13 protein-coding genes are annotated in these 12,555 nt (G+C 69.8%); 7 read left to right on the forward strand and 6 right to left on the reverse strand.

The annotated features are described in order from the left end of the window. Positions 1–50: 50 nt before the first annotated feature. Together BLV63_RS16795 and BLV63_RS16800 are read left to right on the forward strand one after the other, a co-directional pair. Positions 51–674 (forward strand): TetR family transcriptional regulator, encoded by a 624-nt coding sequence (locus tag BLV63_RS16795; protein WP_066217242.1) that lies wholly within the window; start codon positions 51–53, stop codon positions 672–674. Continuing rightward, a complete protein-coding gene (locus BLV63_RS16800; protein ID WP_066217244.1) occupies positions 661–1,428 on the forward strand; it encodes a glucose 1-dehydrogenase in 768 nt (255 codons plus the stop codon). Before BLV63_RS16795 ends, BLV63_RS16800 begins: the two co-directional genes overlap by 14 nt. Positions 1,429–1,540: 112 nt before the next feature. Here the strand turns inward: BLV63_RS16800 and BLV63_RS16805 are convergent, their stop codons facing one another. The 4 genes from BLV63_RS16805 to BLV63_RS16820 all read right to left on the reverse strand — a co-directional run bounded on the left by BLV63_RS16805 (position 1,541) and on the right by BLV63_RS16820 (position 6,155). Further along, a complete protein-coding gene (locus BLV63_RS16805; RefSeq protein WP_066217246.1) occupies positions 1,541–2,329 on the reverse strand; it encodes an enoyl-CoA hydratase in 789 nt (262 codons plus the stop codon). A 70-nt stretch (positions 2,330–2,399) separates the two neighbouring features. Further along, positions 2,400–3,551, reverse strand: coding sequence for an enoyl-CoA hydratase/isomerase family protein (locus tag BLV63_RS16810; protein ID WP_082724319.1), 1,152 nt, complete (start codon positions 3,549–3,551; stop codon positions 2,400–2,402). A 137-nt stretch (positions 3,552–3,688) separates the two neighbouring features. Beyond that, positions 3,689–5,038 carry an MFS transporter gene (locus tag BLV63_RS16815; protein ID WP_066217247.1) on the reverse strand — a complete coding sequence of 450 codons (1,350 nt, stop codon included), beginning with the start codon at positions 5,036–5,038 and terminating at the stop codon, positions 3,689–3,691. Positions 5,039–5,081: 43 nt separating this feature from the next. Beyond that, positions 5,082–6,155 carry a C45 family autoproteolytic acyltransferase/hydrolase gene (locus tag BLV63_RS16820; RefSeq protein WP_066217248.1) on the reverse strand — a complete coding sequence of 358 codons (1,074 nt, stop codon included), beginning with the start codon at positions 6,153–6,155 and terminating at the stop codon, positions 5,082–5,084. A 157-nt stretch (positions 6,156–6,312) separates the two neighbouring features. Here BLV63_RS16820 and BLV63_RS16825 point away from each other — a divergent pair, with 157 nt between their 5' ends. Beyond that, a complete protein-coding gene (locus tag BLV63_RS16825) occupies positions 6,313–7,329 on the forward strand; it encodes a LacI family DNA-binding transcriptional regulator (protein ID WP_066217250.1) in 1,017 nt (338 codons plus the stop codon). Positions 7,330–7,456: 127 nt separating this feature from the next. Here BLV63_RS16825 and BLV63_RS16830 read toward each other — a convergent pair whose 3' ends face one another. Next, positions 7,457–8,227, reverse strand: coding sequence for an ankyrin repeat domain-containing protein (locus BLV63_RS16830; RefSeq protein WP_306306619.1), 771 nt, complete (start codon positions 8,225–8,227; stop codon positions 7,457–7,459). 5 nt (positions 8,228–8,232) lie between these two features. Further along, on the reverse strand, positions 8,233–8,826 hold the full coding sequence (locus BLV63_RS16835; RefSeq protein WP_066217252.1) for a GlcG/HbpS family heme-binding protein: 594 nt from the start codon (positions 8,824–8,826) through the stop codon (positions 8,233–8,235). Between the two features lie 255 nt (positions 8,827–9,081). Here BLV63_RS16835 and BLV63_RS16840 point away from each other — a divergent pair, with 255 nt between their 5' ends. The 4 genes from BLV63_RS16840 to BLV63_RS16855 all read left to right on the forward strand — a co-directional run bounded on the left by BLV63_RS16840 (position 9,082) and on the right by BLV63_RS16855 (position 12,516). Continuing rightward, a complete protein-coding gene (locus BLV63_RS16840) occupies positions 9,082–10,242 on the forward strand; it encodes a sensor histidine kinase (RefSeq protein WP_066217254.1) in 1,161 nt (386 codons plus the stop codon). Beyond that, positions 10,239–10,859, forward strand: coding sequence for a response regulator (locus tag BLV63_RS16845; protein ID WP_066217255.1), 621 nt, complete (start codon positions 10,239–10,241; stop codon positions 10,857–10,859). Before BLV63_RS16840 ends, BLV63_RS16845 begins: the two co-directional genes overlap by 4 nt. Continuing rightward, positions 10,856–11,335 (forward strand): hypothetical protein, encoded by a 480-nt coding sequence (locus BLV63_RS16850; RefSeq protein WP_066217257.1) that lies wholly within the window; start codon positions 10,856–10,858, stop codon positions 11,333–11,335. The genes BLV63_RS16845 and BLV63_RS16850 overlap by 4 nt, the downstream gene beginning before the upstream one ends. 83 nt (positions 11,336–11,418) lie before the next feature. Continuing rightward, positions 11,419–12,516 (forward strand): VanZ family protein, encoded by a 1,098-nt coding sequence (locus tag BLV63_RS16855; RefSeq protein ID WP_066217259.1) that lies wholly within the window; start codon positions 11,419–11,421, stop codon positions 12,514–12,516. The last annotated feature ends 39 nt before the right edge of the window (positions 12,517–12,555 follow it).

Below are 12,555 nucleotides of genomic sequence, written 5' to 3' on the forward strand. Positions count from 1 at the left end.
CGCGATCGCTTTTGTGGCAGTTTCTGCCATTTAGGCGTACCGTGGAAATCATGGCACGGCAGCCCTTGCGCCCTGATGAACTTCTGACCATCTCGGAACACTGCGCGGAGGTCTTTCTCTCCGCGGGTGACGCCACACCTACGGTCGCCACCTTGGCCGCCGCGGCAGGCCTGTCCGAGCGGACCTTCTACCGGTATTTCCCGACCAAGGAGGACAGCCTCCGCCCCCTGTTCGACCGAGGCGATCGGATCTACGCTTCCGCTCTGGCCGCCCAGCCAGACGGGGTTCCACTGAACTCCGCGCTCGAGTCCGCCTTCACCGACACCTTGGCCCGCACCGCCGGGATCGTCTCCACCCGGTTGATGCAAGTGGTTCTCGCGAGCTCGGCGTTGCGGCGGATCTGGCTCGAAGCGAGTTACGAGGCCGCTGAGCTGCTCCGCGCACCGGTCGCGCGCATCATCGGCGCACCGGAGGATTCCCTCGAGACGACCGTCGCCAGCGGTCACGCGATCACCTTCATGATCGCCGGCCTCGGGCAGATCAACACCACGGGGCAGAGCCCTCAGGAAGCAGCCCGTGCCGTGTCGACCGCTATGGCGCGACTCGCGCACCCCGTACACCCCGGCGCCCACCAGGCGTTCATCGAAGGAAAGGCACACCATGAATCTCACTGACAAAGTCGTCCTCATCACCGGAGCCGCCCGCGGACTCGGAGAAGCTTTCGCCCGAGCCGTCGTGGCCGAGGGAGGACGCGTCCTCATCAGCGACATCCTGGATGAGCAGGGGTCCGCTCTCGCCGCGGACCTCGGCGCCGAAAGCGCCCGCTACATCCATCTCGACGTCACCGACCCCGCTTCATGGAAACGGGCCGTCGATTTCGCGGAGCACGAGTTCGGCGCACTGACCGGCCTGGTCAACAACGCCGGCGTCTCCGCCTCCGGGACCCCCGTGGCAGAGGAAAGCCGCGAGACCTTCCAGCGGATCATTGACATCAACCTTGTCGCTGTGCACACCGGGATCACCGCCGCAGTGCCCGCACTGCGGCGAGCCGGCGGTGGGTCGATCGTGAACATCTCGTCCGCCGCAGGCCTGATCGGCATGGCACTGACCGGGGCTTACGGAGCCGCGAAGTGGGGCGTCCGGGGCCTGACCAAGGTCGCCGCCGTCGAACTCGGCCGGGAGAAGATCCGGGTCAATTCGGTACATCCGGGCATGGTCCTGACACCGATGACCGCCGTGACCGGGATCAGCGCAGCCGACGGCGCCTTCCCCAACAATCCCTTCCAGCGCGTCGGCCGCCCTGAGGAACTCGCGGGAGCGGTCTGCTACCTGCTCAGCGACGCCGCCTCCTACACCACGGGCGCCGAATTGGCCGTAGACGGCGGATGGACGGCCGGGCCGTCCATCGAGTACATCGCGGGACAGTGATGCCCCTGGCCGCAGACATCTGCGCCTGATCCGACTTGTGTGCTCAGTAGTCGCGGGTCGTGGCCCCGAACACCCGCAATTACTGAGCACACAACACCTCAGGATCCCGCCATCAGTCCCGGTTGAACTCGGCCGGGCGCTTCTCCTGGAATGCCGCCATGCCCTCCACCTGGTCGGGCGTGCCGAACAGGGAGTGGAACAGCCTGCGCTCGAAGACGACGCCCTGAGCGAGCCCTGTTTCGAACGCGGCGTTGACGGCCTCCTTGGCCATCATGGCCACCGGCTTGGACTTCCCGGCGACCGTCTCGGCGACCGCGAGCGCCTCTTCGAGGAGGGATTCCGTGGGCACCACGCGGGAGACCAGCCCGGACCGCTCCGCTTCCGCGGCGTCCATCATCCGGCCCGTGAGCACCAGGTCCATCGCCTTCGCCTTCCCCACGGCCCGCGTGAGCCGCTGCGAACCGCCCATGCCGGGGATGACGCCGAGGTTGATCTCGGGCTGACCGAACTTCGCGTTCTCGGCGGCGATCAGCAGATCGCACATCATCGCCAGTTCGCAGCCGCCGCCCAGCGCGTAGCCGGACACCGCCGCGATCACGGGGATCCGCACCCGGGAGAGCTCCTCCCAGCCGCGGAACCAATCGGCCCGGTACATTTCGAGATGATCCTTGGACGCCATCTCCTTGATGTCCGCACCGGCGGCGAACGCCTTGGACGACCCCGTGAGGACCACGGCGCCGGTGCCGGGATCCGCATCCGCCGCCCGGACGGCCTCCACCACCTCGGTCATGGTCGCCAGGTTCAGCGCATTGAGCGCCTCCGGCCGGTTGAGGGTCACGATCGTGACGCGCCCACGGCGCTCCACCAGGATGTTCTGCACGGGTGTTTGCTCCTTCGCCATCGGCGTCTGAGGAATGGGGAATGCGGGCTGACTGCTGCGGTGTCGGGCTCTGGAGGCATGGCCTCCCGGATCAGAGGACCAGGTCCCCGCCGTCCGTCTCGCCGGGTGCGAACGGAGCGAAGTAGGAGGCGACGAGTTCAGGGCTGACCTCGGTCAGCCCGGGGTGCTCCCAGCGCGGGGTGCGATCCTTGTCGATCACCTGCGCGCGGATACCCTCCCGCATGTCAGGAGAGGCCAGGCACCGGACGGCGACGCGGAACTCCTCCCGCAAAGCCTCCTCCAGCGTCCCGGAGCAGTGCCGACGCACGGCTTCGAGCGCCACGGCCACGGAACGCGGGCTCTTGGTCTTGAGGGTCGCGGCGGCCTCCTGGGCCTGCGGGTCCGGATGCGTTTCGAGGCGGCTCAGGATGACGGCCGCGGACGCGTCGCCGGACAAGGCCCCCGCGTAGCAGTCCTCGATCCAGGGGGCGGCCCCATCAGCGTCCCCGGCCGCGGCGAGCACCGCCTCCGGCGCCATCTCGGCGAAGCGGGCCACGGCGTCGTCGGCCGTGTCGGTCTCCAGGAAGGTCAGGAACTCGGGGAGGTTCGGGGCCGGCACGAAGGCGTCCGAGAGCCCAAGGTGGATCGCATCCCCGGCGCCCACATGGTCACCTGTCATCGCAGCGTGCACGCCCGCCACGCCGGCGTGGCCCAGCAGCCAGGTCCCGCCGACGTCGGGAACATAGCCGATGGTGACCTCCGGCATGCCCATCCGGGTGTTCTCGGTGACCACCCGGTGAGACGCGTGCGCGGAGATGCCCACACCGCCGCCCAGGACCAGCCCGTCCTGCACGGCGATCACGGGCTTGGGGTAGCCGAAGATCAGCGAGTTCATCCGGAACTCGGCACGGAAGAAGTCATGGGACGCCCGCTCTCCGGCCACGATGTCCCGGTACATCGCCACGACGTCACCGCCGGCGCACAGCCCACGTTCACCCGCCCCGGTGATGATGACGTGCTCGATCGACGGATCGACCGCCCAGGCCCGCAGCTGCGCGTCCACCGCCTCCACCATCCCCTGGTTGAGCGCGTTGACCGCACGCGGCCGGTTGAGGATGACCACCCCGGCGTGACCACGCTGTTCGAAGGTCACCTCCGCGGGCTTCACCTCCGCGGCAGACTGCCCTGCCGTGGCGGCGGAGGCGGAGAGAGTGGACGGTGCGCTGGTACTGGAAGGCTCCATGGCTCTAGCTTGCCCGAAAGGAGGACCAGTTTCATCTGCAACGGCACCCGATGTGGAAAAGCCTCCTCCTCCGTCGGTGGACGGAGGAGGAGGCTGAGCCGGGCGCAGACCGCCCACCTCACCCCGGCGGCGAGGCCTCAGACGCGGACGTCCTGCGGCTTCTCGCCGAGGTCCTTGGTGCGGACCTTGTACGTCTCCCGGAGGCCGAGCACGCACAGGGCGAGGACCAGGCAGGCGGCGCCGGAGTACAGCGCGATGCCCAGGGAGCCGCGGTTGAACGCGATGAACAGGGCCGTGGCGATGCTCGCCGCCGTGCCGCCGCCCAGCGCCGCGCCCGTCTGGTAGGTCGCCGAGATGGACGAGTAACGGCTCTCCTTCGAGAACTGCTCACCCAGGAACGCCGGGATGCAGCCCTGCGGCATGGCCATGAAGATGTTCACCAGGATGAAGGCGACGGTCGCGAGGAACGCGACCCGGCTGTCGACCATCCCGAAGAAGAGGAAGAAGAACACCGCGTAGATCACGGCGCCGCCGGCGATCACCTTCTTCCGCCCGATCCTGTCGGAGAGCAGACCCATGAACGGGGCGGCGAGCATGAAGGCGAACGAGCCGGCCACCTGGAACAGCAGGGACTGCGTGTCGGTGTACCCACGCTCCTCGGTGTAGGTGACCGTGAACAGGGAGCCGATGTACGCGATGGTGTTGTAGCCGAACGCGACGCCGATGGCGAGAAGCATCTGCTTCGGGTGTTTCCGGATGGCCGCCAGCAGGGGAACGCGGGGGGCGCTCTCCGTGTTCACCGTTTCGTGCGGCATGCGGGTGCGGGCGATCAGGCCCACGAGGACCAGGAGACCACCCAGCCAGAACGGCACACGCCAGGCCCAGGCGGTGAGCTCGGACTCCGGCAGAAGGGTCATCACCGTGAAGACACCCGTGCCGAAGAGGCTGCCGATGCCGATGCCCGTGCTCGTGAAACTGCCCCACAGGCCGCGACGGTTCTCGGGCGAGTTCTCGATGCCGAAGAGCGATGCCCCACCCCATTCACCACCGGCCGCGAACCCCTGCACCAGGCGCAGGATCACCAGCAGCACGGGAGCCAGCAGACCGACGTTCTGGTACGTCGGGAGGCAGCCGATGAGGAAGGTGCTGCCGCCCATCAGGAGCAGGGTCATGACGAGCATGGACTTGCGCCCGATCCGGTCACCGAAGTGGCCCACCACGATGCCGCCCAGCGGCCGGACGATGAACCCGGCGCCGAACGCGGCGAAGGCCACGAGGGTGCCGGTCAGCCGGTCGGTCGCGGGGAAGAACAGCGTCGGGAAGACGAGGGCGGCGGCGAGGCCGTAGACGATGAAGTCGTAGAACTCCAGCGCCGTGCCGAAACCCGAGATGAAGAAGGTGCGCAGCGCGGTGGTGGCCTGGGTGCCCAGTGTCGGGGCATCCCGCGGCGCCGGGGCGGCGGCCGGTGAGGACTGGGTGTGGGACATGAGAGTGGTTCCTTGAGGAGATGATGCGGGGAGGGAGGGGAGGTCAGAAGCGCGCGAGGCCGTGAACGGCGGCTTCGTCGGGGCGGCCGACGAAATAGTCGAGAGCGAAGTGCTCGACGTCGACGCCGATCGTCAGCAGGGTGCCCCACTGATCGATGACGGGCTTGGTGGTGTCCGGGGACATGCAGATGGCGGCGGCGGATCCTTCGCCGCCGCACGCCGCACGGGCCCGTTCGACGGGCGCCAGGCCCGTGAGATTTCCGCGGACGGCATCGAGATGCTGATAGCGCTCGGCGGTGGAGGAGTCGGCGGGCATGGTGTCGCCCTGGAAGAGGTCGTGATCGAGGAAGTGGTTGGTGTGGAACAGCCAGCCGTCCTCGCCGGGCCGGACGACGCCGAGGCCGGCCGGGGCGAGTTCGAGGCTCACGGCGCGGGAGCCGCCGTCGTGGAAGTCGAAGACGGTGAAGACGGTGGAGGCGCTGACGGTGGCGCTCGCCGCGATGGCCTGGGCCTCCTCCACGGTCGCGGCCTCCTCCAGGATGCGGCGGGCGATCGCGTGGACCGGGACACCGCCCTGATCGGAGTCGCTGCGGTGGGACAGGATATTGAAGTGCAGGCCGAGCCCGGCGTCGTTGACCCCGATCTTCGCGGCGGTGCCGAACTCGGTGAACAGCTTGACCCGGCGGCCGGTCTGGGTGGTCAGGTCCAGCAGCAGCCCGTCCGGCACCAGGAATTCGTGCCAGTCCCAGGTCTGCAGGGTCTCCGGGGCGTGGTCCGCACCGGTGAGGACCGCGGTGGAGCACTCGCCTTCACCGCGCGGCGGCTCGGCGGCGAGGATCTCGGTGCGGGCGCCGACGGCGGCGAGCCGCCAGAGCTCGAGACCGGCGGCCGAGGCGATGGCCTCCGCCTCCGCGGCCAGGCCGGGAGCCCAGCCGGCCAGTGCCGCGTGGCTCGCCTCGGCGATACGCCGCACGGTCTCCCCCGGGATCTTCAGCGCCGCGAAATGGTCGAGGTACAGCCCGGACACGTGCTCGAAGCGGTCGCCGAACTCCAGTCCGAGTTCACGGCCGCGGACAGCAGGGTCCTGCGTGGTGGAGGTGGCGGTGAAGAGCTTCATGAGGGGTTCCTTCGTGGGGGCGTTTTCTGAGGTGCAGATCACATTAGGGAAGTAAAACGTTTTATGCAATGATGGTTTTCCACATGGCCTCCGCGACGCGTGTGCGGGCGGTTCCGTCCCTGGTGAAATGGGGGTGACAACGACTTGAGGAGGGTCCGTGGCACGTGGCAAAGGGGTGACGATCCGGGATGTGGCGCGCCGCGCGGGGGTGTCCATCACCGCCGTCTCGCACTCGCTGAACGGCAAGGGGACCATCAGCGAGGAGACCAGGGCCCGCGTGAAAGCCGCCGCGGACGAACTCGGCTACCAAGCGGATGCCTTCGCCCGTGGCATGCGGCAGGGCAGTATCGGCGCCATCGGCCTCGTGATGCGTTCCCTCGACGCCCTGGGCGATTACACCCCGGCCGGCGTCGACGTGTTCGAGCGCTTCGCCGGGATCCTGTCCTCCCGCGCCCTGGCCCGCGGGCTCAGCCTCACGCTCGTGCCGGACCTGACCCGCAGCCCGGTGCCGCCACTGGCGTTCTCGATGGACGGGTACGTCATCATGAGCCCCAACGCCCAGGACCCCGTGATCGACCTCCTGGACCGGCGCGGCATCCCCTACGTCTGCTACGGCAAGCTCCTGGACAAGCCGGACTTCACGCGCTGGTCGTCCGAGGACGACCCCCTCGCCGCCCGGCAGATCCTGGCGCATTTCGAAGCGGCCGGAGCCCGTGAGATCGTGCTGGTCTCCGGGACGGACCGGAATGCCTGGAACGCGGACTTCCTCCAGGAGTACCTGTCATGGTGCGAGCGCCACGGGGTGACGCCGCGGGTCTACGAGCAGTCGGAGCGGTCCGGCCTCGACGGCGGGCGCGACGCCGGGCTGCGCATCCTCGCGGACGGCGTCCCTGAAGCGGTGTTCTGCATGACGGGGCGGCACGCGGCGGGCGTCCAGCAGGAAGTCCTGGCGGCCGGACTGGCGGTTCCCGGACAGGTCATGATCGCGGCGGCGTCGGACTCCGAGCATGCCCGGTCCAGCCGGCCTGCCATCACGGCCTTCGAACTCAACCCCGCCGGAACCGCGGACCTGCTCCTGGACATGCTGCAGGAACTGCTCAAGACCGGCGAGACCATGGGCCCGCGCCTCACCCGGGCCCGGCTCCGACCCCGTGCCTCGACGCGGAAGGACTAGTCCCCTTCCGCGCCCCGACCGCCCGCCCCTCCGATCGACTGCTCCGCACGATGTCATTCGGCCCGGAATTCCTGGGATTTCGGCATCGTGTGGAGCAGTCGATTGGAGGGTGACAGGTGCGGGGGTGTCAGCGGCGGGATTCGAGGATCCGCACGATCTCCGTGAAGCCCATCCGCCGGGCGTTGTCGAGGGCTGTGCGGCCCTGCGGGTCCCGTATGCCGGGGTCCGCGCCTGCGGCCAGGAGGAGCCGGACGGCTTCCTGCTGCCGCGGCCCGCCCGTGTTCAGCAGGATCGCCTCCTGCATCCCCGTCCAGCCGAGACGGTTCACGTGGTTCACCGGCACCCCCGCCGCGAGGAGGATCCGGATCGTCTCGACATGTCCGTGCTCGCAGGCAGGGATGAGCGCGGTCCCGCCGAAGCGATTGACGCTCCGCACGTCCGCTCCCGCCGCCAGGGTGAGGCGCAGGACCTCGTTGAACCCTTCCGCCCCGGCGTAGAGGAAGGCGGAATCCTGGATCGAATCCTTGGCATCGACGTCACCGCCCTGCTCGATGAGGCGTTTCACTTCGGCGGCGTCGTTCCGTTTCGCGGCCCGGATGAGGTCCTGGTCCAATCGGGCGCGTTGAGCCTCGGTCAGGCGGGCCCGGGCGGCGGCTCGGGCCCGGGCGTCGAGCACGGCGGGCGACGCCGTGCTGCCGCTTTCGGCGGTGGGTGACCCATGCTGCGCCGGGGACGACGCCGGCGGCGACGGCCGCGCGGAGGGTGCGGCGTCGTCGTCGGGCGGCTGAGTGGAACCCGCCTGAGTGGGACCCGGGGCGCACGCGCCGAGGAGCCCGACGGTGAGGACCGCCAGGCTCCCCTTGAGCACTGCGCCACGCGTCGGCATGGCTTCCATCATGGCTCCTAGCGGCCCAGGATCGCCTCGGCGCCGGCCGCGGCGCAGGCCTCGTCGAGGGCGCCGTCGGGTGCGCCGCCGACGCCGATCCCCGCCACGGACACGCCGTTCACCTTGAGCGGGGCCCCGCCCGCCAGGAACAGGGTGCCGGGCAGATCGGCGATGGAGGGCTTGCCGTTGCCGCTGATGCGTCCGGCCAGCTCACTCGTGGGAGCGCCGAAAGCCGCCGCGGTGTAGGCCTTCTGCTTCGACGCTTCGAGGGTGTGCTGCGCGGCGTTGTCGCCACGGAGGACGGCCTGGACCGTGCCGAAGCGGTCCACGACCGTCACGGAGACGAACGGGAGCTTGTCCCCCACGCACTTGGCCAGGGCGGCCTGGACGGCCTTGGCCGAGGCGGTCGCGGAGATCCGGTTCTGCGAGACGGTGGTGCCCTCGCCGGCCGGAATGTCCGCCGTGGGAAGGCGCTTGGCGGTCTCCGCCGCGGGCGCGGCCGCAGGCTGGGAGACCTGTCCGGCGTTGGCGGCCGCCGTGATGCCGCCGGTCAGGAGGAGCGCCGCCGCCGCTGCGGAGAGGACCTTGATGTTGCTCTTGCTGATGGCCATGATGTGCCTGCCCTTCGGGGATGGATCGTGCGTGGATCGGTTTCGATGGTCTCGGTGCGAGCTCACGGACCCCGGCGTGCCGGGTCTCCCCCGGCCTTCCTGACGGGTCCGTGAACTCCTGACATCCATCCTTCCGAGCGGCGCTTGCGGGCACATCGGCTGTTCCGGCAGGGGTTCGTCATGCCTTCGGGTGGCCGTCTCAGCCAAAAGGATGAGACGCGCTTTCCTGTCGGCCCGGTCTCGTAGAGTGGCCCCATGATCACCGCACCCCCGGCAGGCCGCGAGCGCTATCTCGGCGTGGCGGTGCACTGTGGCTTCGCGGTGCTCGTGACCGCCTCCCTGATCCGGTACGTGCTGCGTCACGGGCCGGACGAGAACTCCCTCGTCCTGGTCCTGGCCGCTGCGTTGTGCGCCCTGTACGCGGCGGCGGTCCGGATGCGCGGACCCGCCCGGCCTGCGGTCACGTGGGTTCTCGTCGCGGTCTGGGCGGCACTCGTGATCCTCGCCCCGAGCTTCGCCTGGTGTGCGTTCGCGGTGTTCTTCGTCGGCCGGTCCGCGGTGTCGGGGAAGGCCGCCGCGCTGGCGACCGGGCTGACAGCACTCAGCACGTCCGTGGGACTGTTCAAGCTCAGCGGGTACACCGACGTCGCGGCGCTGCTGGGCCCAGCGGCCGCGGCACTGGTCCTCACCCTCGTCTACGACCGCCTGGAGGACGCCCTGTCCCGCCAGGCCCAGCTCAATGCCGAACTGCGGACGGCGCAGGCCCAGACGGCCGCCGCGGAACGAGCCGCCGGCACACTCGCGGAACGGGAGCGCGTGGCCCGTGAAATCCACGACACCGTGACGCAGGGCCTCGCCAGCACGGTGCTCCTGCTGGAGGCGGCGGATCGCACGGAGGGTCTGAGTCCCGAGGTCCGGCAGGCGACCGAACAGCTCAGGGTGAACCTCGCGGAGACCCGGGGGCTGGTCCACAATCTGGCCACCGCGCCGGAACCCGATCTGCCGCTGGAGGAGGCCCTTGCTACGGCCGTCCGGCGGCACGTTCCGGCGACGCGGATCAGCGTGACCGGCACCCCGCGGGCCCTGCCGCCCGAGGTGCGGCACGCCGTCGTGCGCATCGCCCAGAGTGCCGCGGCCAACGTCGAACGGCATGCCTCCGCCCAGGGGGCGAGCGTCACGCTGGGCTATCTGCCGGGGTCCGTCACGCTGGATGTGTACGACGACGGCGTGGGCTTCCTGCCCACCACCACCCCGGAGCCGGGCCCAGGAGGCGGGTACGGGCTGCGCGCGATGCGGCAGCGGGTCGAACAGCTCGGCGGCACGTTCGCAGTGGAATCCGCGCCGGGCGAGGGAACGGTCATCGGCGTGGAGATCCCGGCCGGGGACACCGGCGCGGTGGAAGGAGGAACGACGTGATCACGGTACTGCTGGTGGACGACCATCTGGTGGTGCGGAGCGGGCTCCGGGCGCTCCTCAGCACCCAGCCGGACATCGAGGTGGTGGCCGAGGCGTCCTCGGGTGAGGAGGGCGTGTCGGTCGCGCTGGACCAGGCGCCGGATGTGGTGCTGATGGATCTGGCCATGGGAGCGGGGATCGACGGGATCGAAGCGATCCGGCGGTTGCGGGCCGAGCGCCCGGGGCAGGCCGTCCTGGTCTTCACCACCTACGACTCGGACGCGGACATCGTGCGTGCCGTCGACGCCGGGGCCATGGGGTACCTCCTCAAGGACGCCGCCCCGGACGAGATCTTCGCCGCGGTGCGGGGCGCGTCCCGGGGCCAGAGCCACATGAGCGCGCCCGTCGCGAGCCGGCTCTTCCAGCAGATGAGGAACCCCGACGAAGCGCTGACGCCTCGGGAGGCGGAGTTGCTGACCCTCCTGACCCAGGGGCTCTCGAACAAGGAGCTCGGCCGGAAGCTGTTCATCTCCGAGGCCACCGTCAAGACCCATCTGGCGCACATCTACGCGAAACTCGGGGTGGATTCGCGGGCCGCCGCCATCGCGAAGGCGCTGCGCAGGGAGGGGATGCGGTGACGGTGCGCGCTGAAGACGTCGCGGGGCTGGTGTGCCGCAGGCAGGGGCCGGTGCGGTTCCTGCTGTTCGCCCCCGGACTGGCCGGCCACCCCCTGGACGATCAGGATCAGGTGTTCGCTGCGGCCGTCGAGGACCTGGGTGAAGAGGCCGTGCTGCTCGGCGAGACCCCGCTGCTGTTCGCGGGGCTCCAGGCGAAGAACCTGTTCGCGCGCCGCATGGAGAGCGTGGGGTTCCTCGTGACCGACCAGGCCGTCCAGGTGCGGGATGCTCCGTCGACGCCGGTGGAACCGGCCGCGGTGCGCACCGTGGAGTTCGACTGGGCCGCGGACCCGGTCACCGAGGCCCGGCGGGTGGCCCGCCTCGCCTCGGCCACCTTCGACCGCCGCTGGGCGGAGACGCTGACGTCCCGTGAGGCGCTGCGAGAGTCATTGGACGTGGTCCGGGATGTGGTGGAGCTGGTGCTGAAGGCGGGGTGAGATCACCCACGGTGTGCGCGAGTTCACCCTGAAACAGCGGATTTTCGGCCCCCCTCCGAGCGCTCCGATGGAACACTCAAGTCATGCGCTCAGTTCACCTCACGTCCGCATTCATGGCCATGGGACTCGGCCTGGTCACCGGGATCCTGCTCTTCGTCCCGTTCGTGGCCGCCAGCTACCGGCGACGGGGCCGCCTCACCGCAGGGCGCTTCGTCCTCTGGGGCGCAGCGCTCGTGTACTTCTGGGCCATCTGGACCTACACGCTGCTACCCCTGCCCGACCCGGCCGGTTATCAGTGCGTCGGGGCGAACGTTCAGCCGTTCGCCTTCGTCCAGGACATCCGGGATTCGCTCGCATCGTCCGGCGGAGGACTCCGAGCGGCCGTCATGGACTTCGCGGTCCTGCAGGTGGTCTTCAACGTGGTGCTGTTCATGCCGCTCGGGTTCTTCATCCGAGTGCTGGGCGGGCGGGGCGTCGTGATCGCGACCCTGACCGGCTTGGCGACGACGGCGCTGATCGAGTTCACCCAGCTGACCGGCGTGTGGGGGCTGTACCCGTGCGCCTACCGGTTCTTCGACGTCGACGACCTGATGGCCAACACCCTCGGCGCCCTCCTCGGCTCCCTCATCGCTCTGCCCTTCGTCGGGCGACGACGCAGCGTGGCCCCGGCCGCCGACGTCGCGCGTCCCGTCACCAAGCCACGGCGCTTCCTGGGCGTGCTGTGCGACTGGCTGGCGTTCGTCCTGCTCAGCGTGTCGATCACGGTCGGCATCCGCGCGGTCCTGCTCTACGTCCTCAACGACCGCGAAGCCCTCAACCAGGACGACTACTCCGGCGTGGTCGGCACCGGCGTCGCGTTCCTGGTGTGGCTGGTGGTCACGTTGGTGAGCGGACGCACCGTCGGCGACCAGGCGGTCCAGCTCCAGTACGACGGCGGGCCGCTCCCCCGCCCGCTTGCCCGGCTCCTGCGCCTGCTCGGCGGGATCGGCGGCTATGCGCTGCTCGGCCTCCTCCCGGAGGGGTTCGGCTGGGTGGAATCCCTGTTCGTCCTCGTGTCCCTCGGAGCGCTGGTGTTCAGCGCGAAGGGCCGTGGCCTGCCGGGCCTGGTGTCGGGCCAGCAGGTCCGGGACGCACGGGAGGCGCCGGCTGCCGAGCCTGTGAAGCCGGTCGCCAGGGGCTGAGCAGGGCGCTCCTCCGCCCCACCCTGAAACAGTGGATTC

The organism is Arthrobacter woluwensis, assembly GCF_900105345.1.
GTDB classification, from domain to species: Bacteria; Actinomycetota; Actinomycetes; order Actinomycetales; family Micrococcaceae; genus Arthrobacter_E; species Arthrobacter_E woluwensis.

Excerpts from the sequence above, each read along its gene's own strand:
- BLV63_RS16795 (WP_066217242.1), top strand. The coding sequence starts at position 51 with ATGGCACGGCAGCCCTTGCGCCCTGATGAACTTCTGACCATCTCGGAA.
- BLV63_RS16800 (WP_066217244.1), top strand. The coding sequence starts at position 661 with ATGAATCTCACTGACAAAGTCGTCCTCATCACCGGAGCCGCCCGCGGA.
- BLV63_RS16805 (WP_066217246.1), bottom strand. The coding sequence starts at position 2,329 with ATGGCGAAGGAGCAAACACCCGTGCAGAACATCCTGGTGGAGCGCCGT.
- BLV63_RS16810 (WP_082724319.1), bottom strand. The coding sequence starts at position 3,551 with ATGGAGCCTTCCAGTACCAGCGCACCGTCCACTCTCTCCGCCTCCGCC.
- BLV63_RS16815 (WP_066217247.1), bottom strand. The coding sequence starts at position 5,038 with ATGTCCCACACCCAGTCCTCACCGGCCGCCGCCCCGGCGCCGCGGGAT.
- BLV63_RS16820 (WP_066217248.1), bottom strand. The coding sequence starts at position 6,155 with ATGAAGCTCTTCACCGCCACCTCCACCACGCAGGACCCTGCTGTCCGC.
- BLV63_RS16830 (WP_306306619.1), bottom strand. The coding sequence starts at position 8,227 with ATGATGGAAGCCATGCCGACGCGTGGCGCAGTGCTCAAGGGGAGCCTG.
- BLV63_RS16835 (WP_066217252.1), bottom strand. The coding sequence starts at position 8,826 with ATGGCCATCAGCAAGAGCAACATCAAGGTCCTCTCCGCAGCGGCGGCG.
- BLV63_RS16840 (WP_066217254.1), top strand. The coding sequence starts at position 9,082 with ATGATCACCGCACCCCCGGCAGGCCGCGAGCGCTATCTCGGCGTGGCG.
- BLV63_RS16855 (WP_066217259.1), top strand. The coding sequence starts at position 11,419 with ATGCGCTCAGTTCACCTCACGTCCGCATTCATGGCCATGGGACTCGGC.